This window comes from Micromonospora sp. WMMD812 (genome assembly GCF_027497215.1).
In the GTDB taxonomy this organism is placed as follows: Bacteria; Actinomycetota; Actinomycetes; order Mycobacteriales; family Micromonosporaceae; genus Micromonospora.
In genome coordinates this window covers 2,601,445-2,628,022 of record NZ_CP114904.1, presented here as the reverse complement: position 1 = coordinate 2,628,022, position 26,578 = coordinate 2,601,445, and the positions used below count along the sequence as shown (strand labels likewise).

Annotated in this window: 25 protein-coding genes; 10 read left to right on the top strand and 15 right to left on the bottom strand. The window is 72.6% G+C overall.

The window, feature by feature from the left end; all coding sequences use genetic code 11:
• Nucleotides 1-3: 3 nt before the first annotated feature.
• From O7603_RS11905 to O7603_RS11890, 4 genes are all read right to left on the bottom strand, one after another.
• Nucleotides 4-714 (bottom strand): YoaK family protein, encoded by a 711-nt coding sequence (locus O7603_RS11905; protein WP_281575771.1) that lies wholly within the window; start codon nucleotides 712-714, stop codon nucleotides 4-6.
• A 174-nt stretch (nucleotides 715-888) separates the two neighbouring features.
• On the bottom strand, nucleotides 889-1,401 hold the full coding sequence (locus tag O7603_RS11900) for a hypothetical protein (RefSeq protein ID WP_281575770.1): 513 nt from the start codon (nucleotides 1,399-1,401) through the stop codon (nucleotides 889-891).
• Between the two features lie 219 nt (nucleotides 1,402-1,620).
• The gene (locus tag O7603_RS11895; RefSeq protein ID WP_281575769.1) at nucleotides 1,621-2,451 is read right to left on the bottom strand and encodes an SDR family NAD(P)-dependent oxidoreductase; all 831 of its coding nucleotides are present in this window, start codon (nucleotides 2,449-2,451) and stop codon (nucleotides 1,621-1,623) included.
• Nucleotides 2,452-2,550: 99 nt separating this feature from the next.
• Nucleotides 2,551-2,775 carry a hypothetical protein gene (locus O7603_RS11890; RefSeq protein WP_281575768.1) on the bottom strand — a complete coding sequence of 75 codons (225 nt, stop codon included), beginning with the start codon at nucleotides 2,773-2,775 and terminating at the stop codon, nucleotides 2,551-2,553.
• A 424-nt stretch (nucleotides 2,776-3,199) separates the two neighbouring features.
• Between O7603_RS11890 and O7603_RS11885 the strand changes: the two genes are divergently transcribed.
• From O7603_RS11885 to O7603_RS11875, 3 genes are read left to right on the top strand one after another with little or no spacing between them, the layout of a single operon-like run.
• Nucleotides 3,200-3,589, top strand: coding sequence for a metalloregulator ArsR/SmtB family transcription factor (locus tag O7603_RS11885; RefSeq protein ID WP_281575767.1), 390 nt, complete (start codon nucleotides 3,200-3,202; stop codon nucleotides 3,587-3,589).
• 23 nt (nucleotides 3,590-3,612) lie between these two features.
• A complete protein-coding gene (locus O7603_RS11880; protein WP_281576672.1) occupies nucleotides 3,613-4,092 on the top strand; it encodes an SRPBCC family protein in 480 nt (159 codons plus the stop codon).
• Nucleotides 4,089-4,496 carry a VOC family protein gene (locus tag O7603_RS11875; RefSeq protein ID WP_281575766.1) on the top strand — a complete coding sequence of 136 codons (408 nt, stop codon included), beginning with the start codon at nucleotides 4,089-4,091 and terminating at the stop codon, nucleotides 4,494-4,496. The genes O7603_RS11880 and O7603_RS11875 overlap by 4 nt, the downstream gene beginning before the upstream one ends.
• Nucleotides 4,497-4,782: 286 nt before the next feature.
• On the opposite strand, the gene O7603_RS11870 is transcribed toward O7603_RS11875, so the two are convergent.
• The gene (locus O7603_RS11870; protein WP_281575765.1) at nucleotides 4,783-5,376 is read right to left on the bottom strand and encodes a TetR family transcriptional regulator; all 594 of its coding nucleotides are present in this window, start codon (nucleotides 5,374-5,376) and stop codon (nucleotides 4,783-4,785) included.
• Between the two features lie 103 nt (nucleotides 5,377-5,479).
• Here O7603_RS11870 and O7603_RS11865 point away from each other — a divergent pair, with 103 nt between their 5' ends.
• Both O7603_RS11865 and O7603_RS11860 read left to right on the top strand, forming a co-directional pair.
• A complete protein-coding gene (locus O7603_RS11865) occupies nucleotides 5,480-5,971 on the top strand; it encodes a MarR family transcriptional regulator (protein ID WP_281575764.1) in 492 nt (163 codons plus the stop codon).
• Nucleotides 5,968-7,608 (top strand): MDR family MFS transporter, encoded by a 1,641-nt coding sequence (locus tag O7603_RS11860; protein ID WP_281575763.1) that lies wholly within the window; start codon nucleotides 5,968-5,970, stop codon nucleotides 7,606-7,608. The genes O7603_RS11865 and O7603_RS11860 overlap by 4 nt, the downstream gene beginning before the upstream one ends.
• Before the next feature lie 102 nt (nucleotides 7,609-7,710).
• On the opposite strand, the gene O7603_RS11855 is transcribed toward O7603_RS11860, so the two are convergent.
• Nucleotides 7,711-9,042: a low temperature requirement protein A gene (locus O7603_RS11855; RefSeq protein WP_281575762.1), complete on the bottom strand. Its 1,332-nt coding sequence runs from the start codon at nucleotides 9,040-9,042 to the stop codon at nucleotides 7,711-7,713.
• Between the two features lie 273 nt (nucleotides 9,043-9,315).
• On the opposite strand from O7603_RS11855, the gene O7603_RS11850 reads away from it, so the two are divergent.
• Genes O7603_RS11850 through O7603_RS11840 form a run of 3 tightly spaced genes read left to right on the top strand, consistent with a single transcriptional unit; the run spans nucleotide 9,316 to nucleotide 11,616 of the window.
• The gene (locus O7603_RS11850; RefSeq protein WP_281575761.1) at nucleotides 9,316-9,732 is read left to right on the top strand and encodes a GntR family transcriptional regulator; all 417 of its coding nucleotides are present in this window, start codon (nucleotides 9,316-9,318) and stop codon (nucleotides 9,730-9,732) included.
• A 10-nt stretch (nucleotides 9,733-9,742) separates the two neighbouring features.
• A complete protein-coding gene (locus O7603_RS11845; protein WP_281575760.1) occupies nucleotides 9,743-10,633 on the top strand; it encodes an ABC transporter ATP-binding protein in 891 nt (296 codons plus the stop codon).
• Nucleotides 10,630-11,616, top strand: coding sequence for a transporter (locus tag O7603_RS11840; protein WP_281575759.1), 987 nt, complete (start codon nucleotides 10,630-10,632; stop codon nucleotides 11,614-11,616). Before O7603_RS11845 ends, O7603_RS11840 begins: the two co-directional genes overlap by 4 nt.
• Before the next feature lie 68 nt (nucleotides 11,617-11,684).
• Here the strand turns inward: O7603_RS11840 and O7603_RS11835 are convergent, their stop codons facing one another.
• Nucleotides 11,685-12,260, bottom strand: a complete 576-nt coding sequence (locus O7603_RS11835) for a DoxX family membrane protein (RefSeq protein WP_281575758.1) — start codon at nucleotides 12,258-12,260, stop codon at nucleotides 11,685-11,687.
• A gap of 330 nt (nucleotides 12,261-12,590) precedes the next feature.
• Complete coding sequence (locus tag O7603_RS11830; protein WP_281575757.1) at nucleotides 12,591-12,872, bottom strand: hypothetical protein; 282 nt, start codon at nucleotides 12,870-12,872, stop codon at nucleotides 12,591-12,593.
• Between the two features lie 139 nt (nucleotides 12,873-13,011).
• On the opposite strand from O7603_RS11830, the gene O7603_RS11825 reads away from it, so the two are divergent.
• A complete protein-coding gene (locus O7603_RS11825) occupies nucleotides 13,012-13,557 on the top strand; it encodes a hypothetical protein (protein ID WP_281575756.1) in 546 nt (181 codons plus the stop codon).
• A gap of 46 nt (nucleotides 13,558-13,603) precedes the next feature.
• Nucleotides 13,604-14,758, top strand: a complete 1,155-nt coding sequence (locus O7603_RS11820; RefSeq protein WP_281575755.1) for a low temperature requirement protein A — start codon at nucleotides 13,604-13,606, stop codon at nucleotides 14,756-14,758.
• A 158-nt stretch (nucleotides 14,759-14,916) separates the two neighbouring features.
• Here O7603_RS11820 and O7603_RS11815 read toward each other — a convergent pair whose 3' ends face one another.
• From O7603_RS11815 to O7603_RS11785, 7 genes are all read right to left on the bottom strand, one after another.
• The gene (locus O7603_RS11815; protein WP_281575754.1) at nucleotides 14,917-17,220 is read right to left on the bottom strand and encodes a M64 family metallopeptidase; all 2,304 of its coding nucleotides are present in this window, start codon (nucleotides 17,218-17,220) and stop codon (nucleotides 14,917-14,919) included.
• A gap of 191 nt (nucleotides 17,221-17,411) precedes the next feature.
• A complete protein-coding gene (locus O7603_RS11810) occupies nucleotides 17,412-18,527 on the bottom strand; it encodes a low temperature requirement protein A (RefSeq protein ID WP_281575753.1) in 1,116 nt (371 codons plus the stop codon).
• Nucleotides 18,528-18,681: 154 nt separating this feature from the next.
• Entirely contained in the window at nucleotides 18,682-19,326 is a 645-nt protein-coding gene (locus O7603_RS11805; protein WP_281575752.1) for a TetR/AcrR family transcriptional regulator, read from the bottom strand.
• Between the two features lie 104 nt (nucleotides 19,327-19,430).
• Nucleotides 19,431-20,810, bottom strand: a complete 1,380-nt coding sequence (zwf, locus tag O7603_RS11800) for a glucose-6-phosphate dehydrogenase (RefSeq protein WP_281575751.1) — start codon at nucleotides 20,808-20,810, stop codon at nucleotides 19,431-19,433.
• 173 nt (nucleotides 20,811-20,983) lie between these two features.
• The gene (locus O7603_RS11795) at nucleotides 20,984-23,803 is read right to left on the bottom strand and encodes a M14 family zinc carboxypeptidase (RefSeq protein WP_281575750.1); all 2,820 of its coding nucleotides are present in this window, start codon (nucleotides 23,801-23,803) and stop codon (nucleotides 20,984-20,986) included.
• 148 nt (nucleotides 23,804-23,951) lie between these two features.
• On the bottom strand, nucleotides 23,952-25,820 hold the full coding sequence (locus O7603_RS11790; protein ID WP_281575749.1) for an adenylyl cyclase: 1,869 nt from the start codon (nucleotides 25,818-25,820) through the stop codon (nucleotides 23,952-23,954).
• 166 nt (nucleotides 25,821-25,986) lie between these two features.
• Entirely contained in the window at nucleotides 25,987-26,508 is a 522-nt protein-coding gene (locus O7603_RS11785; protein WP_281575748.1) for a helix-turn-helix domain-containing protein, read from the bottom strand.
• Nucleotides 26,509-26,578: the final 70 nt, after the last annotated feature.

Here is a 26,578-nt window from a genome sequence, read left to right as displayed (position 1 = left end):
TCCTCACCCGGCGGGCCGGGCCCGCGCCAGCGCCAGACCCGCGGCGACCACGACGGCGACCACCAGCGCCGCCGCCAGGGCGGGCGTCCAGCTCGGTGCCATCTGCAACGTCAGGCCGCCGAGCGCCGCGCCGGCGAAGACCCCGAGCAGGCGACTCACCCCGCCCGCGCCGGTGGTGACGCGATGCGGATCGAGCACCACCCCCCGTACCAACTCGGTGAGCGAGCCGGTCAGGTACGTCGTGGCGGCGCCGCGCAACCCGACGCTGAGGGTGATCGCGCTCTGCACGCCACTCGCCGCCGACGCCGTGCCGAGTAGTGCCAGACCCTCCGCGTACCCGGTGCGGCCCCCGCTGCGCCACCAGCCCACCGCGACGGCGACGAGCAGCAGGGACTGGCCCGCCGCCACCACGCCGGTACGTCGGTGCCAGCCGGGTCGGACCCGGCGCAGCGGCAGCGTGCCCGCGGCCACCCCCAGCGCGTACCCGCCGACGGCGGTCACCCCGCCCGCCATCAGGTGGCTCTTCGCCGTGGCGACCGCGTGGCCGAGCTGCACCAGGTTGCCGGTGATCACGCTGGCGAAGAAGCCGCCGAGCCGGGTCACGCAGAAGACGTCGATGCAGCCCGACGCCGCCGCCAGCACCACCAGCAGCCGGACCACCGCGGGCCTGGGCAGGGCTCGGTCCTCGACGTGGCCGGCATCCGGCCCGGTCACCCGTGTGTCACCCGTCCGACCCGCCTCTCCGCCCTCGCGCCGCGCGGCGAGGGCGGACTTCCCGGACGTGGGCCGTTCATGCCACCGGCGGTCACCGCCGCCACGGCGAGGTCACCGCCGGCGGAGGTGACCGCCGGCGTGCCGCCGCCATCGGGAGGTCAGGGGGTCGCCGGGTCAGCGGAGCCGACGGAAGGCGTCGACCGCGGCCTGCGGGTCGTCGAGGCTGACCACGAAACTCCGTCCCGACGTCGGCTCCAGCCAGAGCGCCGGCCCGCTGCGGATCAGCACGGTCCGCCGCCAGCAGCCGGGCCACGGACACCACCACACCGTCCACGGCCGTGCCGACGCCTGGACCGCGCGCATCCGCCGGATCTGCCGGAGCGGCACCGCCGCGTTCGGGCCGCGCAGCAGCGGGTGCCGGACCAGCACCTGGTAGGGCGTGAGTTCAACGGTCAGCCGGCTCATCGCCAGCGCCGAAAGCCCAGCTGCCAGTGCGGCGACCACCAGCGCGGCGCCGGTCGCCGCGCCGGCCAGTCGTACCGGCAGTGCCGCCGACCGGGTGGCCGCGAGACACAGCAGCGAGCCGCCCAGCAGGGCGGGCACGGTGAGCGCCACCACGACGCCCGGCCAGCCGCCGCCGGCGGTGCCCCGCCAGGTTCGGCCGGCACCACCACCCCAGCCGGTCACCGATGGCCGTCCCCCGGCCGATTCGCGGGCTACTCTCACCGGCTCGACGCGACGCCGCCGGTCCGACCGCCGAGCGCCGGTCGCCTTCCCGGCCGCGGCGACCACGGGCGGGGCGACCAGGGCCGTCGACCCGGCCGGGGCGACCACGGGCGGGCCGACCGCGGCCGGCGCGGCACGGTACGAAGCGCCACACACGGCCGCCACATCGCGCCCGCCGACTCACGCCGCACGGGCGGAGGCCTTCAGCCCGAGGATCCGTTCGGTCAGCTGCCAGAGCCGCTCCACCGCGGCCCGGTCGGTCACCAGCTGGGCCGGCGCCGCCGGCAGCAGCCCCTCGTAGTAGCCGCCGCTCGTCGGCGCCACCTCGCTGGTGGCCGCGTGCAGCACGGCCAGCGCGCCGTCGGAGACCGGGGCGCCGCTGCGCCCGTAGGCGGGCATCAGCCGCGTCCGCACCACGCCGGGGTGGACGTTCGCCACGGTCACCTCCGCGCCGGTCCGACCGGCCAGGGACACGCCGAACATGGTGAGCGCGAGCTTCGCTTGGGCGTACGCGGCCAGGGTGGAGTAGTGGACGCTGCGGTTCAGGTCGCTCCACGCCAGGCTGCCCATCCGGTGCAGGCACGAAGACACGTTCACCACCCGTGCTCCGTCGGCGGCGCGCAGCACCTGCGCCAGCGACCGGGTCAGCAGGTACGGGGCGAGGTAGTTGACCTGCCACGACATCTCGTTGCCGTCGAGTGTGACCGCGCGCCGCGTCGGGCCCAGCAGGGCCGCGTTGTTCACCAGCAGGCGCAGCCCCCCGGGCCGGGCGGCGACGGTGGCGGCCAGGGACCGGACCTGGGACAGCCGGGCGAAGTCCGCGACCAGCAGCTCCAGCCGCGCCGGGTCGACGCCGGTCTCGGTCAACCGTCGCGCCGCCTCCCGACCCTCCACCTCGTTACGGGCGTGCAGCAGGACCTGCCAGCCGGCTAAGGCCAGCTGCCGGGCCACCTCCTGGCCGATGCCGCTGGTGGCGCCGGTGACCAGCGCGGCCCCGGGTACGTCGATCATGGGATTCCTCTCGGCCGGGCCGGTCTCAGCTGTTGGGGCGTCTGCCATGGTTGGCCTTCTTCTTCCGGCGGTGCTTCTTGCGGCTGCTGCGCTTGGACATCACAGGTCCTCTCTGCGGCCGAGCAGGGCCCGCCCGGGGTGTGACCGCATCGAGTCCGCGCGCTCGATCGCCTCCAGACACGCCGAGGCCAGCTCGGCGGCGGTCAGGTCGTACATCGCGTGAGGGTTGATGCGAAACGCGCTCAGGCGACCGTCCCGCCGCACGGTGACCTCGACGTATCTGCCGCGGTCGGTGACGGTGACGGCGCCGCTGTCGTCGTGCACGGCTGCGCTCTCTTCGGGAAGGGGGCGCGCGGCGGACCCGGGCCGAACCGGACCCGGATCCGCCGCGCGACGCGGTGGAAGCGACGGGGCTACGAGCGTCCGCAGCCCGGATGCGGGGGACGGTCGTGCGCTGTCTGGGCCGCAGGGACCGTCCGTACGCCGCGGTCGGGCTCGTACACGCCCGCCGGGATGCGTCGCAGGGAACTGGCCACCGTCGTCCTTCTCACCTCGGTCGGGGGATTGCCACCCCGACGTCGCCCAGCACATCGCAGCCTGGCCCGCCCGGGCAAGGATCTTCACGCGCTCCAGACGCCCGAGGCCCTCGATTTCACGCCGCCGATACGCCACGCCGTCCGGGCGGCTTGACCCGGGGGCATGGACCAGGTAGAAACCAATTGGTTATAGAACCGGGAGGTTATGCAGAGTGACCGCGGATCTGCTGGACGCGACGTTCGCGGCCCTGGCCGACCCGACCCGGCGGGCCATCCTCGCCCGGCTCGCGGCCGGCGAGGCGACGGTCGGCGAGTTGGCCGCTCCCTTCGCGATGACCCAACCCGCCATCTCCAAGCACCTGAAGGTGTTGGAGCGCGCCGGCCTGGTCAGTCGGGGGCGGGACGCCCAACGGCGACCCTGCCGGCTGGAGGCGGGCCCGTTGCGGGAGGCCACCGCCTGGCTGGCCGACTACCGGGACTACTGGGCGGAGAGCTTCCAACGCCTGGACGCCCTGCTCGACGACCTCCAGCGGCCGTCGCGCTCCGGTCGTCCGACCGGCGCCCCGGGCGACCCCGCCGGCGACGGCGGCGAACCGCGGTGACCGGGCCGGGCGAGCCGCCGGTGGTGCGGACGGTGGGCGACCGGGAGCTCGTGCTCAGCCGGGTCTTCGACGCGCCGGCCGATCTGGTGTTCGCCGCGTTCACCCGACCCGAGCTGCTGGTCCGCTGGTACGGCGCGCGGGGGTGGCGGCTGGTCGGGTGCGACGTCGACCTGCGCGTCGGCGGACGGTGGCGGTTCCTGTCCCGCGGCCCGGGCGGCGACCGGATGGTCCAGAGCGGAACGTACCGGCGGATCGAGCCCCCGCACCGGCTGGTCTACACCGAACTCTTCGACGACCAGTCCTACCCGGGGGAGACGCTGATCAGTCACGAGTTCACCGAACGGGCCGGCCGGACGACGGTGACCAGCACCCTGCGCTACGCCACGCCGGAGGGCCGCGACACCGTGCTGCGCTACCCGATGGTCCGCGGCGTCGGACAGAGCTACGTGCGGCTGGACGACCTGCTGCACCAGGAACCCACGACACGAGGAGTGACGACATGAACTGGACGCTGGAAGTGGTGATCGTGCCGGTCTCCGACCTGGACCGGGCCAAGGAGTTCTACGCCGACCGGCTCGGCTTCGTGGTGGACCACGACACCGTGATCAACGACGACGCGCGGCTGGTGCAGCTGACCCCGCCCGGATCGGGCTGCTCGATCGTGATCGGCAAGGGGGTCGTGCCCGACATGCCGCCGGGCTCGCTCAAAGGGCTGCAACTGGTGGTGCCGGACCTGCAGAAGGCCCGGGCGGAGCTGGTCGAACGCGGCGTCGAGGTCAGCGAGATCCAGGTCATCGGCGTCAACCCGAGTCCGGTGCCGGACCCGCTGGACAACGTCGGCTTCGTCTTCTTCGCCGACCCGGACGGCAACGCCTGGGGCGTCCAGCAGATCTCCAGCCGTGCCTGACGCCCGGCCGGCGGTGCCGAACGGGTGACGCCGGGCGACGCGGTCGCCCGGGCGCCGACGGTCGCGCCGTCGACCGGCGGTAGGCCCGCCCTTGCGCGCGGCCCTCAGTCGCCGGCCGGTCATCACTCCCGGCCGTGGCCCGTATCCGGCGGTCGGCCATCGCCCCCGCGCGCGTCGTCACCCGGCGGTCGGCCATGGCCCCCGCGCGCGTCGTCACCCGGCGGTCGGCCGCCGCCCCCGCGCGCGCCATCACCCGGCGATCCGCTGCCGCTTCCGCCGTGGCCCGTCAGCCGGCGGTGCCCGGGGCCGCGGCGCCGAGCGCGGCGCGGACCGTGTCGAGCAGCGGCCGGTCCGGGTGGTCGATCCAGTGCTGCACGGCGATCCGCACGGTGGTCAGGAAGGCCGCGGCCATGACCCGGGACCGCAGCGCCACGTCGTCACCGCCCAGCCGGGTCGCCAGCTCCGCAGCCACCTCGCGCTCGATCATGGCGTAAGCCGCCACCTGGTGGGCGACCAGGCCGGGGTGCCCGCGGAGCTGCCGGCGTTGGGTCAGCCAGTCCGGGTCGGCGTCGAGGAAGGTCTCCTCCGTCAGGAGCAGCGCCGCCCGGCTGAGGGCCGTCCACGGCGGCGCGCCGGACGGCTGTTCGTGGATCAGCTCCAGCAACCGGCGCAGCCGCATGGTGTCGCCGTGGAAGAGCGCCTCCTCCTTGCTGGAGAAGTAGTTGGAGAACGTGCGCCGGGACACGTTCGCGGCGTCGGCGATCGCCTCCACGGTCACTCGGTCGAGCCCCTGCTCGGCGGCGAGCCGCAGGGCCGCCTCGTGCAGGGCGAGGCGGGTCGCCGCCTTCTTGCGTTCCCGCAGCCCGCTGCCCTCTTCCACGGCCCCGAGGGTACGTGACGCGCTTCTCAATGTGCAAACTTGCCGAATGCGCAAGATCGGTAGATGATTGCGTGAGGCAACCAACTGAGGGTAGGGAGGAACCGTGGACAGCACCGTGCGTGATCTCGGCCTTCGGCTGCACGACCTGCTCCGGACCGTCCGGCTGCTCAAGCACCGCCGGGCCGACGAACGCCCGGCGGTGCCGGCGGGCCTCGTCGGCACCCTCCTGCAGATCGACCGGCTCGCCACCGGCTGCCACGCCCGGGAACTGGCGGCCCGGACCGGGCTCGACCCGTCGACCGTCAGCCGCGCCGTCGCCGCGCTCGTCACGCACGGCCTCGTCGAGCGCCGGCCCGACCGCACCGACAAGCGGGCCAGCGTCCTGGCGGTCACCCCGGCCGGCCGGGCCGCCCTGGCCGACACCTACGGCTGGTACGGCGAGGTGCTCGACCGGGCGCTCGCCGACTGGACTCCCGGCGAGGTGGCGGCGCTGAACACCGCCCTCGACCGGTTCACCCGCGACATCGAGGCCGTCCTCGCCAACCACGAGACCGCCGCCCTCACCAACAACGACAACCTGGAGGCCGCGCGATGAGCGCACCCACCACCACCGCCGGCGTCGAGCCGATGAGCCATCGGCGGACGCTCGAGGCACTCAGCGGCCTGCTGCTGGTGCTCTTCGTCGCGATGCTGAGCAGCACGGTCGTCTCGACCGCGCTGCCGAAGATCATCGGGTCGCTGAACGGGTCGCAGACCCAGTACACCTGGGTGGTCACCGCGACCCTGCTGACGGCGACGGCGACCACCCCGATCTGGGGAAAGCTCGCCGACCTGTTCAACAAGAAGCTCCTGATCCAGGTCGCCATCGTGGTGTTCCTGCTGGGCTCGGTCGTCGCCGGCTTCGCGCAGAGCGCCGGCCAGCTCATCGCCGCCCGCGCCTTCCAGGGCATCGGGGTCGGCGGTCTGCAGGCCCTCGTCCAGGTGGCGATCGCGGCGATGATCCCGCCCCGTGAGCGAGGCCGGTACAACGGCTACCTCGGTGGTGTGATGGCCCTCGCGACGGTCGGCGGCCCGCTGCTCGGCGGCCTCATCGTCGACACGTCCTGGCTCGGCTGGCGCTGGTGCTTCTTCGTCGGCGTGCCCGTCGCCATCCTCGCGCTGGTCCTGCTCCAGGCCACCCTGAACCTGCCCACCGCGCGTCGGGAGAACGTCAAGATCGACTACCTGGGAGCGACCCTCATCGCCGCCGGCGTCAGCCTGCTGCTGATCTGGATCTCCTTCGTCGACAGCTCGTTCGCCTGGGTCTCCTGGGAGACCGCGGCCATGGTCGGCGGCTCGATCGTCCTGCTCGCCCTGGCTGTCTGGGTCGAGTCCCGCGCGGCCGAGCCGGTCGTCCCGCTCTCGATCATCCGCGAGCACACCACGGCGCTGGCCATCCTCGGCAGCCTCGCGGTCGGCATGGCCATGTTCGGCGGCGCCGTCTTCCTCGGCCAGTACTTCCAGATCGGCCGCGGCTACAGCCCGACCGAGGCCGGCCTGCTCACCATCCCGATGATGGCCGGCGTGCTGCTCTCCTCGATCATCGCCGGCCGGCTCATCACCCGGACCGGACGGATCAAGCCGTACATCGTCGTGGGCTCGATCGTGCTCGTCGCCGGGTTCGCCCTGCTCGGCACCATCGACCACGAGACCTCGCTGTACCTGGTCGGCGCGGCCATGTTCATCGTCGGCACCGGCGTCGGCATGACCATGCAGAACCTCGTTCTTGCCGTGCAGAACACCGTCGCGCTCAAGGACATCGGCGCCGCCAGCTCCAGCGTCGCGTTCTTCCGGTCCCTCGGCGGCACCATCGGCGTGTCGGTGCTCGGCGCGGTGCTCGCCCGGCGGGTCACCGACCAGATCACCCACGACCTCGCCGCCGCCGGGTTCCCGACCTCCGGTGACGGGGCCGGCAGCAGCAACCTCAACATCACCGCGCTGCCCGACGCGGTCCAGCACATCGTCCGGGCCGCGTACGGCGACGCGACGGGGCACATCTTCCTGATCTCGGCCGCCATCGGCGTCGTCGGGGTGATCGCCGCGCTCCTGCTCAAGCCGGTCACCCTGCGGACCAGCCTCGACCTGCCGGACAGCGCCCGGTCGGCCGCGGTCGCCGCGGACGCGGTCGACGGCGCGCCCGCCTTCGACCAGGTGCCGGTCGACGCCACGCCGGAGGGCGCGTCCCGCCGCTGAGGCTCGGCGACACCGAACCGGGGCCGCCCTCGTCCGACGACGGGGGCGGCCCCGGCCCGTTCGGGAGCCGGCGGCCGGCGTCGACGGCAGCCTCGGGCCGGGTCACTCCTTGACGCCCGGCGGCTTGCCGTTGTGCCAGCGGGCGCGGTACGCGACCTCGTGCGCCTCGTAGGTGGTTTTCTCCTCCAGAACGGCCTCGTGCAGGGCGCGCCGGGAGTCCGCGAACACCACCGCCTCGATCGTCACGAGAGCGACGCAGATCGTGGTGAGCACGGTGAGCGCGACGAGGGCGGGCACGTGCTGGCAGAGCACCAGACCGCCGGCCAGCGCGACGAGCGCACCGATCCGCGTCCAGCTGACGGTACGCAGCGCGCGCAGCTGGAACAGCAGGTCCGCGCCCAGGTAGAGCATCACCCCGCCGAACAGCAGCGGTACGGCCGGCCCGTGCGCCGCCTCGCCCAACCCGCCGACCGGGTCGGTGATGGTCCGGACGACCTCCTCCGCGCCGATCGCGAACAGGATCACGCCGGCGATCATCGGAAGGTAGAGATAGGCGTACGCGTCCCGGGCGATGGCGATCCGCGGGCCGTCCTGGGCGGCGTGCAGCGCGATCCGGGCGGCGGGCCCGACGAAGTCGAAGTGCGCCCACCACAGCGCCGCCGTGAAGATGATGCCGAGGATGGCCGCCGGGATCGCCTCCCAGGCCACCGGCTTGCCGATCAGGTTGCCGCCGACGCCGACGGAGATGACCGACTCGCCCAGCGCGATGATCAGGATCAGGTCGTAGCGTTCCGTCCAGTGCTCCGCGGAGGGCAACTCCCAGCCCCAGGTGCCGGCGACCAGCCCGCTGCCGTACTGGATGACGACGACCGCGACCCACAGCCCGTCGCGGACGAGCACGGCCGTCCCCATGTCGTCGATGTGCTGGGGGACGAGCGCCGCGATCACCAGCAGGACGGTGGTGACCACGATCTCCGGGATGAACTGGAGCATCTTGCGGCGCTGGTGCGACCTACCGCGTACGGCGTGCAGGTAGAGCAGCAGGTGCACGACGCGGATCGCCACGTAGCTGAGCGCGACCAGCATCGGCCCGGCGATGCCGCGCCCCGGGTCGTCGAACGCCTGGGGCAGGGCCAGCGCGAAGGTGAACAGCGCGGCCATCCCGAGCACCATCGCCACCGGGACGAAGCCCTCGCCGAGCCGGACCCGGCTGGCCACCACGCTGTGCACCACCCAGCACCACCAGAGCACCGCGAGCACCAGCATGGCGTGCAGCAACTCCCGTGGGGTGACGTTCGCGGCGGTGGCCCGGGTGATGATGAAGAAGGAGACGACGAAGACTAGGTCGAAGAAGAGCTCGAACTTGTCGGCCCGGGTGCCCGGGGCGATGGGCACGGCCGGGCCCAGCTTCCCGCGCCACCGGTTGCCCTCCACCGGCTGAGTCTCGCAGCGTGAAACACCGCGCCGGGGCGGAATCGACCGGCGCGACCACCCCCACCCGGTTCCGGGCGACCGGCCCGGGGCAGCCACGACCGGGACCGCGCTCCTGACCCGGCGGAGGACACCGGCGCGCCGCGACGGGGTCGGCCCTGACCCGGCGGAGCCGACACCGGCGCGACGCGCCGGTGTCGGCCTTGACAGTCACTCCCCGAGGAATCATCCTCAACTTGTCCTACTGGCGTAGGACAATAGAGAGGATCGTCTCGAGTGATCGAGTTTGTGCTGGACAGCCGGTCCAAGGTGAACACCTACATGCAGCTGGTGCAGCAGGTGAGGCAGGCGCTGCGCGTCGGCCTGCTGGTCCCGGGCGACCAACTGCCGAAGGTCCGTGACGTCGCGCAGTCCCTGGCGATCAACCCGAACACCGTGCTGAAGGCGTACCGGGAGCTGGAGATCGAAGGTTTGGTGGCCGGCCGGCCCGGCGTGGGGACGTTCGTGGAACGCAGCCTCGCCGGCGCCTCGCTGCCCAACCAGGCCGAGCTGCGCGCGGACCTGGTGGCCTGGCTGCGCCGGGCGCGGGCCGCCGGGCTCACGCCCGAGGACGTCATCGCGCTGGTGGAGACCACCATGCGGGCCGCACTCGCCGACGACACACCACAGAAGGAGCCCGCGCGAGCGGAATGAGAGGACAGAGATGGACATCGTCCTGGAAGCCGACCAGCTAGGTAAGCGGTACGGACGCAACTGGGCGCTGCGCGACTGCTCGCTGCGCCTGCCGGCCGGGCGGATCGCCGCCCTCGTCGGGCCCAACGGCGCCGGCAAGAGCACACTGCTGCACCTAGCGGTCGGCCTGCTCCGGCCCGACGCGGGGGCGGTCCGGGTGTTCGGCGAGTCGCCGTACGACAACACGAACAGGCTCGCGGACATCGGGTTCGTCGCCCAGGACACCCCGCTGTACCGCGACTTCACCGCCGCGGAGCTGGTCACCGCCGGCGGGAAACTGAACCGGCGGTGGGACGGACCGCTGGCCCGCAACCGCCTCGCCCAACTGGGCATCCCACCCGACCGGCCGGTCGGCAAGCTGTCCGGCGGGCAACGCGCCCAGGTGGCCCTCGCGCTCGCGCTGGCCAAGCGGCCCCCGCTGCTGCTGCTCGACGAGCCGGTCGCCAGCCTGGACCCGCTGGCCCGCCGGGAGTTCCTCCAGTCGCTGATGGGCAGCGTCGCCGAGTCCGGCACCACCGTCCTGCTCTCCTCGCACCTGCTGGCCGACCTGGAGCGGGTCTGCGACTACCTGATCGTGCTGAACGCCGCCCGGGTGCAGCTCGTCGGCGGGGTCGACGACATCGTGGCCGAGCACCGGCAGCTCGTCGGCCCCCGGCACGACGGCGGGCCGATCGGCGGGGTCGCGGCGGTGGTCCGGGCCAGCCACACCGACCGGCAGTCCACCCTGCTGGTCCGCACCGACGGCGACATCACGGATCCCGCGTGGACCGTGCGCGAGGTCAGCCTCGAGGACCTCATCCTGGCCTACCTCGCCGACGGCGACACGACGGCGAGCCACACCGAGTGGGGGGTGCCGGCATGATCTGGCTGGCCTGGCGGCAACACCGTAAGCAACTGCTCTTCACCGCCCTCGCGTTCCTGGCGCTCGCCGCCCTGATGGTCCCGATCGGCCTGGCGATGCGGCACACCTTCGGCGAGCTGGGGCTGCCGCAGTGCGTCCGAGACCTGGCCCGCGCCGACGTGGCGACGGCGACCGTGGACTCCTGCGACGCGGGCTTCCGGCGCTTCACCAACCAGTACGGCGCCCTGAACCTGGTGGCCGTACTGCTCGTCGTCCTGCCGGCACTGGTCGGCCTGTTCTGGGGCGCGCCGCTGGTCGCCCGCGAGGTGGAGCACGGCACGCACCGGTTCGCCTGGACCCAGGGCGTCAGCCGTCGGCACTGGGCGCTGGTGAAGTTCGGGCTGGCCGGCGCGGTCGTGCTGACCCTCTCGGTGCTGTACGGGCTGGGCATGTCGTGGTGGGTCGACCCGCTCACCAAATCCGCGCAGGAGGGCCGGCTCGGCTTCATCGTCTTCGACCTCCAGGGTGTCGTGCCGGTCGGCTACACCCTCTTCGCCGTGGCGCTGGGCATCTTCGCCGGGACCGTCGGCCGCCGGATGCTGCCCGCCATGGCCATCACGCTGTTCGGCTACATCGGGGTGCGGGCGGCGGTCGCCCTGCTGGCCCGGCCCCGCTACCAGCCCGCCGAGACGGTCACCTTCCCCATCATCGGGGGCGAGCCGCGCGAGGCCCGGGGCGACTGGATCCTCTCCAGCGGGATCCGCAACGCCGACGGGAAGATGGTGCTGAACGACACGACCATCATGTGTCCGCCGGCCGACCAGATGCCGGAGGGCCGGACCTGCGGGACCGAGCTGGGGATCGGCCCCGGCGCGTACAACTGGCGGCTGTACCAGCCGGCGGACCGGTTCTGGCTCTTCCAGTACATCGAGACCGGCATCTTCGTCGCCGTCGCCCTGCTCCTGATCTACCTGTCCGTCCGGGCGATCCGGCGGATCGCGTAGCGCACACGGGGGGAAGGCGGCACCCGTCTGGGTGCCGCCTTCGCGGGTCGTCCGTCACCTGTCGATCGTCACCGGAGGAAGGGCAGCCGCCGCACGAGCCCCAGGCGGGCCCAGTACCGGCCCAGACCGAGCGTGTTCCCGGCGGTCGTCAGGGCCAGCACGGCGAGGACACCGGCGTAGATGAGGTGGTCGTCCACGAACGGGTTGTTCTCCGGGGGCAGCACGGCCGTCCACATCATCAGCAGGAGCAGCGTGCCGGCCGCGGCCGCGATCCGCGTGCCGATCCCGAGGATCAGGGCGGTGCCGATGGCGGCGAGGCCGATCATGAAGAGCCAGTCGGCCCAGGCGGCGCCGGCGAACGACCGGTAGACGTCGGCGAACGGGCCGGCGACCGCCTTGCCGAGGAAGCCCTCGGTGGGGCTGGCGCCGTTGATCCAGGCTTTCGTGGCCGCTGTCTCGTGGCCCAAGCCGAACATCTTGTCGAGGAAGGCCCAGAGGAAGGTCCAGCCGAGGGCGAGGCGGAGACCGGCGAGGACGTACCTGGCGGCCTTCTGCCGGGTCGTCTCGGCCGGGGTCGCGACCGGCGGGCGGGCGGTGCGGTTGGCGGTCCGGTTGATTGTCGGACGCTCGGCGATGGCGGTCATCTCGCCGCTCCTTTCAGCTCTCGTTCCACCTCCATTGCACCGGTCGCGGGTCGCTCACAGCAGTGCCGGGGGACCACAGGCGGCGGGACCTTCGGCCCCTCCCGCCGGGCGTCGGTCCGGCCGGCCGACCCGCCGCGCGCCGGCTGTGGTGCACCCCGTCGCGCAGGTCCTCGTCGGTCATGACCAGATAGACGAGCGGGCAGTCCCGCGGGCCGGTCACGTCCACCTGGCACAGCGTGCACGGCTCACCGGGTCGCAGCGGGCACTTCGCGTCCGGCCTCGGCCGACGACCACTCACGGCTCCAGCCTCCGCGCCGCGACCGCCGCCGGTCAGGGCCGTTGGTCCGGCCAGGACTGCTCGCGGCGGGCGACGCCGGTCAGGCCACGGGCGGGATGGCAGCGTCGGCAGCGTGGCCGCCGGCTTGCCGGCGATCCGGGCGTGACCGTCGGCGGCTCCGGCGACCGCGCCTCGAAGAGCGCGAGCATCCCCCGCATCCGCGGGACCGACTCCCGCGCACCCACCGGGTGCAGCTCCGTGATGCCGGGGCTGGTGAGACGGACCTCGACACCGGCCTCGGCCAGCGTCCCCACCAGTGATTCGGCCCCGTTCACCCGCCCGCCACCCCGCTACCGGCGCTCGACGGCGGCAGCGTATCCGTCCATAAGCGTCAGAAACGCCGAAGATCCGTCTACCGTAATCGTTCGGGTGCCGGTAGCTACGCCACCGACCTGCCTGCGGGGGTGAGTGGAGATGGGTCAGTCGGACGACGTCGCCGTGCACGGCTATCCGGCTCGTCGTCTCGACATCCGGGTCGACCGCCCCTTCGCCCAGTTCCGCGGGGAGTACGAGCGGGCCGTCCCGCCGTACGACAAGGAGGCGTTCGACGCGTTGGTGGCGCGCCAGGCGCCCTGGTCCGACGTGCTCGACCTGATGCGGGAGCGGGCGCCGCACGGCTTTCTCATCTACTGGAGCAGCGACGACGTCCAGCCGATGATGCGGCTCGCCGGCGACTCGGCGCACTGTGTCGAGTACCTGATGGGCAACCACACCATCGCCGAGCGGATGTTCCGCCACGACCCGGCGGCCATGCTGTACGCCCCGCTGCGGACGACCATCAGCGCCGACGCGGCCGGCGGGGGCACGCGCTTCACCATCGAGCAGCCCAGCTGCCCCATGTCGTCGTTCGGCCAGCCGGGAATCACCGAGGTGGGCCTCGACCTGGACCGCGAGGTCGCCGACCTGCTCGCGTACCTCGGCGTGGCGGTGCCGGAGCAGCTGCGGTGCGGACAGACCTAAGCCGGACATGCTGACGCCCAGCGGGACGCGCCGATTCGGAGAGGCCGTGGTCCCGCGTGGGGCGACGGTCCTGGAACTGCTGTTCGACATCGTCTACGTGTTCGCGCTCGCCCGGCTCGCCGGGCGCGTGGCGGACGACCTGACCATCGTCCGGCACAACCTGCTGTCCGAGGCGGGCCAGACGCTGCTGTTCTTCACGGCGATGTGGATGATCTGGTCCCTCAACGCGCTGATGACCAGCATCTACGATCCGCGTCGCGCCGACATCCAGGTCGTGCTGCTGGCCGTGATGTTCGGGACCCTGGTGCTGGCCGTCTCGCTGCCCCAGGCGTTCGGCGAGCGCGGGGTGATCTTCGCCGTCACGTACGTCGTCATCCAGGTCGGGCGTCCGCTCTACCTGACCCTGGCACTGCGCCGACAGGCGGAGTGGCGGCAGCCGGCGCGGGTGCTGTGCTGGCACGTGGTGTCCGGCGTGCTCTGGATCGGCGGCGGGGCCAGCGGCGGGCTCGGGCGCGGCATCTTCTGGACCGCCGCGCTCGCCATCGAGGTCCTCGGCAGCGCCCTGAGCTGGCCCGCGTTCCGGCTGGGCACGACCCGGCAGGGGTACACCCGGGTCGGCTACGACCACCTCGCCGAGCGGTACAACCAGTTCTTCATGATCGCGCTGGCCGAGGTGGTGCTCGAGGCCGGCGCCGCCATCAGCTTCCCGGGCCTGTCACCCAAGCGGACCCTCGTGCTCGTCGCCGCGTTCGTCGCCGTCGTGGCCTTCTGGCGGGTCTACTTCTACCACGTCGGGTCGGGACAGCAGCAGTCCTCCGGCTCCAGCGGGGTGGGCCTGCGGCTGTCCCACTGGTCGAGCTTCAGCCTGCTGCTCATCGTCGGCGGGGTCATCTGCACGGCGGTCGGCCTCGGGCAGGTCGTCGAGGATCCGGAACCTCCGATCGACTGGGCTCTGGTGGTGGTCATCTTCGGCGGGCCGGCACTGTTCCTGATCGGCCGGGCCTATCTCGAACAGCCGGCCGGACGTGCCCGGTGCCCCGCGGTCTACCTCGGCCTGCTGGCCCTGGGCGTGGTGGCGCCGGTCATGCTGATGCTTCCGCCGTTCGCCGCGGCCGTCGCCGCGTCGACGATCTTGGCCGGGGTCGCCGTCCTCGACTGGCGGGTCCATCGGCACGGGCCGCAGACGAACCCGCCCCTGTAGCGGGCGACCCTCAGCAGGAGCTCGCCGTGCCGAGGAGCACCGAGCCGCGGCCGAACGGCACCACGGCGCGTACCGGTCGAGGATCGGCCCGGACGCGCCCCGGCCCCGCCCCCGACCTGGTCGATCGGGTTGCGGGGCCGGGACGGCACTGCGGCGGGTCACCGGGCGCGGCACTGTCCCGACGCCGAGCCCCGGACGGTGTTGGGTGCCCCGAGGTCGACCGGCGCCGGGCTGTTGCCGGAGCAGGCCAGCGTGGCCACCTCGGTGCCGGCGACGATGGGCGCCGTCGTGCCGGTGACGTTGCCGGACAGGACCATCGCGCCGGCCACTCGCGCCCCCACCACCGTGACGTGGCCGGTGGTGCCGGTCACCGAGACGGCACCCCGGACGCTGGTGTTCAGCAGTTCGACGGCGGTCGCGCCGGTCGCCGCCAGACTGCCGGAGACCGCGGACCGCTCGGCCACCAGGGCGGCGCCGGGCCGGACGACGACCGCTCCGGACACGGTCGCGTCGCGCAGGCAGGTGACGCCGGAGCTGACCACGAGCCCGCCCGGGTGCCGGCCGGAGACGACGTCGGTGCAGGCCGGCGGCGCGGGAATCAGCGTGGCGACGAACGAGCCGGCGGGCCCGATGTTGCCGACGGCGTCGATGCCCCGGTACTCGATGGTGTGCCGACCGTAGCCGGGGGAGCGCTGGGCGAACGGCGACACGGACAGGCCGCCCGAGCCGAGGTTGCCGTAGACCAGACCGTCGACGTCGGTGCCGGTGGCGGTGAACAGGAACGGCGCCCGCGCGTCGGTGGGCCAGCCGTAGTAGTTGTGCCAACCGTCTCCGTCGAGGCGGAACTCCGAGGTGACCTGCCCCGGGCCGCCGTCCGTGCCGGTCAGCTCCATGCTGAACGGGCCGTTGTACACGTACTCGGTGGGCCGGCCCGGCCGCGCGGTGGTGAGCAGCGGCGCCGAGACGTCGTAGTCGACCTGCGGCCGTGCCGCGTCGACCGCCCACTCGCGGGTCACCGACTCGTGCGTCACCGGGTCGCTCAGCGTGGCGACGAGCCGGTGGCTGCCGCCGCTCAGGTCGAGGGCGGCCAGTTCCAGGTCGCCGTCGTGGCCCGGGTTGGCCACCGGACGGCCGTCGACGGCCCAGCTCACCGCCGGCACCCGGTCGGTCGGGTGGGTGCTCTGCACGTACACGACGTCCTGCGCGCCGACCGGCCGGTCGGTCGCGGTCGACGCCGTGATCGCGAGGGGCCCGCCGGCCGCGGGGGTGGTCAGCGCGGTGTCGACTGTCCAGCTCCGGCGCTGGGTGAGCGCGGGCGAGTCGCGGACCGCCGGATCGCGGACGAACGGCGTCGGGTCGGTCACCGTGGCGGTGACGGTGTGCCGCCCCGGAGGGAGCCGGAGCGACCGCAGGTCGAGGCTGCGGGCGTTGCCGGTGCCCGGCACGGCGGCGCCGTCGACCGACCAGGTGACGCTCAGCTCGTGGCTGACCGGGTGCAGGGTCTCCACCCAGACGACCCGGTCGGCACCGATCGGCGTGTTCGTCGGCGTGCCGTCGGACAGGATGGTCACCTTGGCCGCGATGCGCTCGGTCATCCGTTCGCGCGCGACCTGGTCGAAGTAGAAGCCCAGCGACTTCATCATCGAGTGCTGGCTGGGACGCCACACGCCCTTCTGCAGGTAGAGCCCGCCCTCGTAGCGGCCGATCGTGCCGCCGGACTCGCTCGGCTCGCCCAGCCAACGCCACCACTTGGTCCGGGTGTCCCGCATCTGCTGCTCGGTGAGCACGGTGTGGTGCACCGAGGAGGGCTCGCCCCCGGTGTACGTGTCGCCGGGCACGGCACGTGCGTAGTAGTCGTACTCGTCCTGCAGGCCGCCGAGCGAGTGCCCCAGCTCGTGCGGACTGATCAGCGCGGAGAGGGCGTTGCCGCCGGAGGCGGTCGCGTTGGTGCCGCCCGCGCCACCGTAGGTGTTGCTGTTGGCCAGCGCGATGAGCTGGCGGTTGCCCGGGTTCGTGCCGGTCGCCAGGTTGGCGTACGTGTTCGCCGCGGAACCGTTGACCGTCAGCAGACGCTGCACGCTGCCGGGGTTGCAGCCGCCCCAGAAACCCATGCCCAGCACGGTGTTCCGTCGTGGGTCCGAGAGGCCCGGGTCGCAGTCCACGCCGGACTCCGCCGAGATGATCTCCACGGCGTAGACGTTGACGTAGCTGCGGTACGACTTGAACGGCTCGATGGTCCAGAGGGTGTTGAGGTGCTTGTCCACGTGTGAGCGGAACGTGGGCAGGTCCGCCTCGGTGTAGCCGTCGCCGAGCACCACCAGGTTGAACCGCTTCGCGGGATCCCCGGTGACCTGAATCGGCACCACGGTGGCGCTGCCCACGTCGGCCGCGACCGCCGGCGGCGCGGCCACCAGCCCCGCCGCGACCATCGCCACCGCACACAACCCTGCTCGGATCTTCACACGCGCCCCCTACGTCCGCCGCACGGGACGCCCGCGGCCCACTGGTGCCCGGCCCGGGACGCCTCGCCCGCCATCGACCACGATCATTCGGACGGTACCCGGCCGACGGCCGGCGGCATAGTCCTCGGACCCGGACGACGGCGCGCGGCGTCTCCTCCAGCGTCGAGTTCGGACGTCGACCGTGGTGCCGGTTACCGCCGTGACCGGACGAACTGCCCGGCGGCGACCCCCAGCAGCACCACGGTCGCGACCACGCCCAGGGTGAAGCCCGGCAGCCCCCGCGTGGCCGCGGCTGCCGCCGCGATGACGACGACACCGGCGACGTGGGAGAACGGGACCCGGCCGAAGACCTGGTGGTCGAGCGTCGCCCGCCCGACGAGGAACAGCGCGGCACCGCCGAGGACGAGCGCGGCCAGGATGGCGTCCGAGCGCTCCAGAGGGTGCTGGATGATCCGGTCGAAGCCCGCCGCGATGCCGACCACCCCGACGATCATGAGCCAGTGGGCGTACGGGTTGACCTGCACTAGTCGGTCCCGGTGGGCAGACCGCTCGATGGCGTTCCGCAGGATCGCTCCCGTCCGGCGGGCGTAGCTCCACCAGAGCAGGACGGCCGCCACGAACGCGGTGAGGAACGCGCCGATGCGGTCGGCGGTGAACGGCATGCCGCTCAGGGTCAGAACGGTGACCAGGACGAGCTCGCCGAGGGCCAGGATGTAGATCTGCTGGTAGCGCTCCGCGAGGTGCTCCGGCGCCACGTCGTACTGCGGCAGCGGTCGCCGACCGGGTATCGGGAACCGGAGACCGAACGCGACGTAGTCGACGAGGAGCGCGACCAGCCAGACGGCGAGCCGCGTGTCCGGGTGCGGGAGCAGGCCGCCGACGATCCAGAGGACGCCCGAGACAGTGGTCCACAGCAGGACCCGTAACGGGCGTTCTCGCTCGCGCCGGCCGCGCAGGGACGGGATGAGCACCAGCCCGCGGCCCCAGTTGATCCCGGCCCACGTGGCGCCGAAGACCAGACCGTGGCCGCCGAAGGCGGTCGGCAGGGCGGCGGACATCAACATTCCGCCGAACATGACGCCCAGCACGACGAACTGGATGGGGCGTTTCTGAAGGCTGTAGAGGTCAGTGAACGAGGTCGTGGTGACCCAGACCGCCCACAGCGTGGACAGCGCGAGCAGCGCCTGACCGATACCCGTCCACGTCTGCGCGGCGGCCATCTTCTGCGACGTCAGGATCAGGGTGGCGATGAGTGCGAGGTCGAAGAACAGCTCCAGCAGGTCCGCCCGCTGCGGTGCACCCGACATGCGGATCACGGACCGACGTGCGTCCTCCATCACAGCGGCCCCCGCGGTGCGCCCGGCCCGGTCAGCCCACGCTACGTCGCGGTCCGTTGCGTCCGAGCCGGAACGCGGAATCGCCCGGCGAGCGTCGATCATCCCCTGCCGCCGACGACGAGAATCAGGCGGTGAAGGTCTCGATGTAGCCGATGGCGGCGTCGGTCGCGGCGCGGAACGGCTCGGTGGAGCGCCGGACCTGGGTGAGCAGGAGGCCGCCCTGGACCGCCGCGAGCAGCGCGGTGGCCAGCTGGTCGACGTCGGCGTCCGGGACGAGCGCGCCGCGTTGCCGCATCCGGCGCAGCCCGTCCCGGATCGGCGCCTCCCAGCGGTCGAACGCGGCGACCAGGTCGTCGCGCATGGCGTCGCAGGACTCGACCAACTCGCTGGCCAGCGAGCCGACCTCGCAGCCGCCCGCGCAGTCGCGCTGCTTCTGCACCTCGATCGCCGCGGCGCACCAGGCCCGCAGCGCCTCGATGCTGTCCAGCCGGTCGAGCAGCGGCTGCTGGCCCTGGAGGGTTCGCTCGATCTGGTAGCGGATGACGGCGCGCACGAGGTCGTTCTTGTCGCCGAAGTAGTGGTAGATCTGCGAGGCGCTGACCTTGGCCGCCTGCTGCACGTCGGGGATGCTCGTGCCCGCCACGCCCTTGCGGAACATCAGCTCCGCCGCCGCCCCCACGATCCGCGCGCGGGTCCGACGGCCAGCCGCCGTCAGCCGTGGCGCGGACGGCGCCGAGCCCGCGGTGGAGGCGGTGTCGACCGGCGTCATCGCCCCAGCCTACCGCCGAGTAGGTAGCGCTGCCGGTGCCCGCCGCTCCCCGTGGCGGCGGGCGGGTCCGCGTCGGTGCGGGCACACCCGCCGGGCTCGTGAGGTCAGCGCAGGGTCGGGGAGTGCCACCGTCCGGCCAGTGCGTCCGCGTCGGCCGGGCCCCAGCTGCCCTTCGGGTAGGAGGCGACCGGCTCCGGCAGGTCGAGGATCGGCTCGACGATCCGCCACTCCTGCTCGATGGCCTCCTCCCGGGCGAACCGCAGGTGCCGTCCGTCCAGGGCGTCGTCCAGCAGGCGCTCGTACGCCTCGCGGCGCTCGCCGAGCGCGGCGTCGAAGTCGACCGGCAGCTCCACCGGCCGGCTCGCCACCTCGGCACCGGGGTCCTTCGCCTGGATCGACAGGGTGATCCCGTCCCCGCGGCCGAGCCGGAAGCGCAGCAGGTTCGGCTGCGCCGCGGCCCCGTCGACGGCCGGGACCAGGTCCTGCCGCGGCGCCTTGAACTCCACCACGACCTCGGTGGCCGTGCCGGGCATCAGCTTGCCGGTGCGCAGGTAGAACGGCACCCCCGCCCAGCGGGGGGAGTCGACGCGCAGCCGGGTGGCCACGAACGTCTCGGTGTTGGAGTCCGCCGCCACCCCCGGCTCGTGGCGGTAGCCGGCGTACTGCCCCCGGACCGTGGACTCCGGTGCGAGCGGCGCGATCCGGCGCAGCGCCCGGATCTCCTCCTCGCGGAAGGCGGCGTCACCGGCCCTGGCCGGAGGCTCCATGGCGAGCAGGGCGACGACCTGGAGCATGTGGTTCTGCAGCACGTCCCGGGTGGCGCCCATCCGGTCGTAGAACCCGGCGCGGCCCTCGGTGCCGAAGACCTCGGACAGGGTGATCTGGATGTTTTCGATGTGCTCCGCGTTCCAGAGCGGCTCGAACAGCCGGTTGGCGAACCGGAACACCCGAAGGCCCTCGACCGACTCCTTGCCCAGGTAGTGGTCGATCCGGAAGATCCGCTCCGGGGCGAACGCGGCCCGCAGCGCGTCGTTCAGCGCGTGCGACGACTCCAGGTCGCGGCCGAACGGCTTCTCGACGACCACCCGGCCGCGCGCGGCCAGCCCGGCGGCGGCCAGACCGTCGACGACCGCGCCGAAGACGGCCGGCGGGATGGCCAGGTAGAACAGCGGCCGCTCGGCGGCCGCGAGCGCCTCGGCCAGCCGCCGGTAGGTGTCCGGGTCGGCGTAGTCGCCGGAGACCATGGTCAGGTTCCCGGCGAGCCGGTCGAACACCTCGTCGTCGAGCCGACCGTGCGTCTCCAGCACCGACTTGCGGGCCGCCGTGATCAACTGCTGGTCGTCCCAGCGGGAGCGGCCGACACCGATCACCGGCAGGTCCAGCCGACCGCGCCGGGTCAGCTCGTAGAGCGCCGGGTAGAGCTTCTTCGCCGCAAGGTCTCCGGTCGCCCCGAAGAGCACGACGGCGTCTGAGCGCAGGTCCATCGCAACGTCCACCTCATGTTGGAATCAGCTTTCCAAGACTCCTGCGCGCCCATGACGGCGTCCATCGAGGGGGGCGTGACCTTCGCGACACGGCCCAGCGGTCGTCAGCCGCCGGGCCCCGCACCCGGCAGCCCGGCCGACCCTCGACAGGCCGGCCGAGCCGCCGGGGTGCGTCAGGCGACCACCGACCGCAGCGGCACCCGGGCGTCCCGCAGGGCGCGGACGAGGTCACCCAGGAACGGGTGCTCGTCGGCCAGGAGGCCCTCCGGGTTCGGGATCACCAGGTAGGCCGAGCCGCCCGCCGCGGACGTCCGGGCCGCGCCGGTGAACCGCTCGACGATCGTCCGGGTCCGGGCCAGGTCGGCGTTCGCCACCTCGATCGTGATCGGCCGCCACTCACCGCCGAGGTTCTCCGCGACCGGCGCGGCGGCCGCGGCGGCCCGCGCCGGATCCACCGCCGTCGCGGTCGGCGGCGCGCCGCGGCCGGCCGGGCCGGCGCCCGCCGGCGCGAGCAGCGCGTTGGCCACCAGGTGCAGCCCGTTCTCGTTGTACGCCCGGAACAGCGGATTGAACGCGAACAGCACCGCCCGGCCGTCGCCGGTCGGCTCGTCGACCACCGCCGCCGTCCCGCGCAGCGCGTCCACGCCGACGGTGTAGCCGTTGGCCCAGAACGTGTCCCCGGTCGGGTACCGGAGCACGTTCGTCCCGGTGGTGCTCGGGTTCAGGATCGGATCGTTGTTGTTGAACTCGAAGTCCTCGGCCGGCCGGCCCGCCGCGACCGGGCTGCCGTGGTCGACGTCGACCCGCAGGTGCGAGCCGATCACCTGGTAGCCGGTCGGCCTCGCCTTCTCGGTGGTCGAGGTGAGCCCGGCGGCCCGGGCGAGCCGGGTGCCCTCGTTGCGCAGCCCGACGTACGTGTGTCCCTGGGCGATCCAGGCCCGCAGGTTGGCCTGCCCGGCGGCGGTGAGCCCGCCGGTCGCGCTGCTGCCGTCCGGCACGAGCAGCACCGTACGCCCGGTGAACGTCGCGGTGTTGTCGTTGATGTCGGCGGTGGTCACCGGGGTGAGGTCCAGCCCCCACCGCTCGCCGAGCACGTACCGGGCCTCACCGTGGGATCCGGCGGTGGTGGAGATGCCGGTGCCCTGGAACAGCCCCACGTCGGGCAGCTCGAGCCGGGTGCCGGCGGCCGGCCCGCCCGGGGTCAGGGTCACGCCGAGTGACTCGGCCAGCTCGTCGACCTCCCGGGTCAGCCTGTTCGCGGCCAGCCGGGCCACGCCGCTGCCCTCGTCCCGGACCAGCGGTACGCCCCGGCCGAGCAGCCGGAAGGTCAGCTCCGCCGCCGCGGCGGAATCGAGGGGGTAGCCGTACGAGCCGCGGTGCCAGGCCGGCGCGGTCCGGCCGCCCTCGATCCGCCGGACCAGCTGGGCCCTCGGTCGGACGTCGTCCCCGGTGTAGAGGGTCGGCACCCCCATCAGCAGGGGGTTGCTCCACGACGAGACGTCGTAGAAGTAGGGGAACGGGGTGTACGGATCCTCGCCCATGATCGCCTGGATCCAGTGCTTCTGCGGCTGGTCCATCGGGATCCAGTACGCGCCCTTCGGCACGGTCACGTTGCTGGCGGTGCGACCGCCGAAAACGTGCGCGCTGCGCACCCGGGTCGGCTGCTGCACCTCGTACACCTCGACGTCCATCCGGCGCAGCCGCTCGACCAACTGCCGTACGTCGGCCAACTGGCGGTGGGGCAGGAGGAAGTACGACCGGATCGTGATGTCCGGCACCGGAAACTGGACCTCGTTGGTGGGCTGCACCACCTCGTTCGGCTCCAGCGCGCCGGCCCGGCCCTGGGCGAGCGCGTCCGTCCAGATCCGGTAGTAGTCGGTCAGCACCTCGTACCTGTTCGCGGCGGCCCAGCCGAGCGTCGACCACTGGGTGTGGAACTGCTGCTGGACCCGGTCGGCGACGGCCGACGCGCTGCCCTTCTCGAAGGTCATGCCGGCGGCGCCGAAGCCGGCGGCCGGCACCGTGTCGCCGTAGCCCATGAAGAACAGGTCGTAGGTGTCGTAGTTGAAGTAGCATTCGCTGGTGACGACCTCGTCGCAGGCCCCGTGGTAGCCGAAGCCGGCCTTGTTGGCCGCACCGATCCGGTTGATCCAGTCGACCGCCTCGCCGGCGATCTCGTGGTGGATCGGGTCGGCGTTGGGCGGGAAGAAGTACTGCCGCCCGCCCATCTCGTGCGCGTCGACGAAGACCTGCGGCGGGTACCGCCGCATGAGCTCCAGCTTGCTGTCGGTCTCCTGCTGGGTGCGCGCGAACCAGTCGCGGTTCAGGTCGAAGCCGAACTCGTTCTGGCGGCGGCTGGCGTCGCGGCCGTCCGGGTTCTGGGTGGGGACGATGATCGTGACCAGGTTGTCGTTGCGCTCGGCGACCGCGCAGGACAGGCCCGCGGCCAGCTCGTACAACGTCTTGAGCGCCGCGTCGGCGCCGCTCTTCTCGCCACCGTGGACGTTGCCGGTCACCCAGACGATGGCGGGGCTGTCGGCAGCCGTCCGCGCCGCCTCCCTCCGGCTCGTCCGGCGCGGATCCCGCAGGTCCCGGACGTCGTCGGCGATTTTCCGCAGCGCGGCCGGTCGGACGTTGCGCTCGTTCGACACCACCGCGTACGGCAGTGGCCGGCCGAGCACGCTGCTCCCCAGCACGCCGGTGACCACCCGGTCCGAGGCGGTGTCCACGGCGCCGAGGTAGGCGCGGATCTCGTCGTTGGTCACCACGCGATCCTGGCCGATGCCGAGCGGGAAGCCGAGGGCGGTCTCGGGGCTGGGCACGGTGGACAGCCGGGCGGTGGGATTGGTGCTGCAGGGGGCGGACGAGGGAGGCCGGGCTCCGGCCGGCGCACCGCCCAGCACGGGCGTCAGGCCGACCAGGAGCGTGATCGCGGCGGCGCTCGCCAGCCGCCGGGAGGAAATTGTCCAGAACGGACGGGTCGACGGGGCCATGCGTGTTTCCCTTCTCGGGAAAGGCTCACATTGACCGCAGCCTATGGTCGGCGACTTCGGGGGGTCAAGATCGGCCGGTGGCGCGCCGCGAACGGGGGCGGGCCGGCGCTTCCGCGAAGCGCCGGCCCACGTCAGTGCGTGATCCCGTTTACGGGAGCGGATACTCCGCGAGGTAGACCGGCGCGCCGACCCGGGTGGTGTCGGCCGCCTCGCCCACGCCGTTGACCACGTGGTCGATCGTGCCGGCGCTGAGGTTGACGGTCATGATGTGGTGCAGCCGCACGCCCGGCCGCTCCGGGACCTCGAAGCCGTTCTCGGTGTGGATCGACGGGTTGTTCTGATTGAAGACGTACACGCCGCCGCCGTGGAGGGTGTGCCGGCGCACCCGGTCACCCACCTTGTAGCCGGCCCAGCCCTCCACGTCGCCGTTCATCCAGTCGGCCTGCGTCGGCGGGTCGTACGGCAGCTCGTTCTGGTAGAGGATCGTCGTGCCGTCGTCGCCGTTCCACACGGTGTTGTACCGCTGGAAGTGCTCCACGAACAGGCCGGTCGCCGTCACGTGGTCGCCGTTGATGACGGCGCCGTAGCGGCCGGTGTTGGTGCGCCAGCGGTCGGTGTCGCCGTTGACGCCCTCCGTGAAGCCCTCCACGCCGTGGTCGCCGCGCCAGACCCAGGTGTGGTCGATGAGCACGTGGTCGCTGTTGACCTCCAGCGCGATGTTGGTCCGGCCGATGTGCGGGCCGCCGACGCGGAAGTACACGTCGGACAAGGTCGTCGGGTTCGCCGGGGTGCTGTGGTCGCGGCCGTGCTTGTCGCCGACCCGGAGCAGGACCGGCGATTCCCGCAGGCCGGCGTCGATGGTCACGCCGGCCACGACCACGCCGGGGACGTCGGCGACCTCCAGCGGTACCGCGCCGTTCATGGCCGTGAGGGTGGCGTGGCCCAGGCCGAGGACCACGGTGTTGGCGCGCTTGACCTCGATGCTGCGCGCGATGTCGTAGACGCCGGGGGTGAGCAGGAGGTGCTTGCCGCGGGCGAGCTGGCTGTTGATGTGGCGTACCGAGTCGGACGGCTTCGCGACGAAGAAGTCGTCGATCGGGATGCTGCGACCCGGCGTGATCCCGTTCGCCCAGGAGACGCCCCGGCTGTTCCGCTGCACGGCGGGCACCCGGACGTTGTACCGGCCCTTCCCGTCGACGTACAGGTACGGCTTCTCCCGGCTGAGCGGGGTGGTGTCGAGCGTCGTGTACGGGGGGGCGGGGAAGCCGGCGTCGTCCGGGGCGCCGACGACACCCGCGAAGACCTGGTTCCACACCGCGTTGGACCAGCTGGCGACCTCGCTGTTGCGGGTCAGCCACTGCTGCTGGGAGCCGTTGGTGGTGGCGGGCAGCCGCGAGTCGGCGATGAAGCCGCCGCTGGCGTACTGCGGGCCGGCCGTGCAGTAGTCCATGAGGGACAGGCCACCCCCGGTGACGTTCAGACGGCGCATCGACACGGCCTGGGACACCGCCCAGAAGTTCGCCGACGACCGGCAGCCGTCCTGCCCGGCCGCGTTGATGGTGAGCGAGAGGTTGGACAGGGTGCGCCAGAAGTTGACCAGCGCGAGACAGTTGCTGGTGCCGCCGTCCTGGAGACAGCGGTTGTAGACCTCGATCTTGCCGTTGATCTGGACGTCGGTCGGCGAGGCGCCCAGGCCGGCGACCTCCGTGTAGTAGCCGACCTTGATCTGCAGCGGCTGCTCGGGGGTGCCGTAGCTGCCCGGCTTGAACAGGTACGCATACCGCTCGGTGCCCATCTCGTTGCCGACCTGCCGGGCGTGCGTGGCGTCGAGGGTCGCCTGGATCTCGCTGACCGGCATGCCCGGATCGAAGACGGTCACGTTAGGTCCGAAGTCCGGGGCACCGTGCCGGGGCGGGCCGGCGGTGGCGGCCGTGCTCGTGGTGCTGACCGCGGTGGTCAGCGCGAGACCGAGAATGAGCGCCCGGCGGAGCCGCCGAACGCCGAGGGACTGTCTCATCCGGATCGTCCTCTCCACCGCGCCGGACGGCACTCCGGACGCGGCGACGTGGGTGGGGGAGGGCGCTGAGAGCGCTCTCTCGCCATCGACTTGTATTACGTCGCGAATAAAGGGATCGGCATGTTTCTACCCTGTGAACAGGGCGGCACGCTACGGCCGCGGGTGCCTAATTTCCCTCGCCCTGCTCCGGCGTCGACCGCTCGGGCAGCACGCCCGCGTAGCGGGCGCGCATGATCTCGCCCGCCGCGGGGCCGGCGGCGAAGACGAAGTTCTCCGGGTCCAGTTGCCGTCCGGTGGCTCGATCCACCACGACCGGCTCGACCTCGATGCCGGTCTCCCGATCTACGAGGATCATGCTGCGCTGACCGGGCTCCAGTCGGGAGTTGCCCCACGCGGCCAGCGCCACGATCACCGGACGGAGGCTGCGGCCCAGTTCGGTGAGGACGTACTCGTAGCGGTCGGGGTGGGTCTGGTAGCGGCGACGCTCGAGCAGGCCGTTGGCGGTGAGCGTCCGGAGCCGGCTGGTCAGGATGCTGGAGGAGATCTTCAGGTTCTCCTGGAACTGGTCGAACCGGGTGTACCCGTCGAACGCGTCGTGAAGGATCAGAAGGGTCCACCACTCGCCGACCACGCCGAGCGTGGCGGAGAGCGGGCACTCGCGGTCCTCCAGGCGGATCTTGCCAGCCATCGTGCCCCTCGTCGAGTAGGTGCTAATGTCGAAGCGACTCACTTCTAGTTTCGCAGTAACTGTACAGACG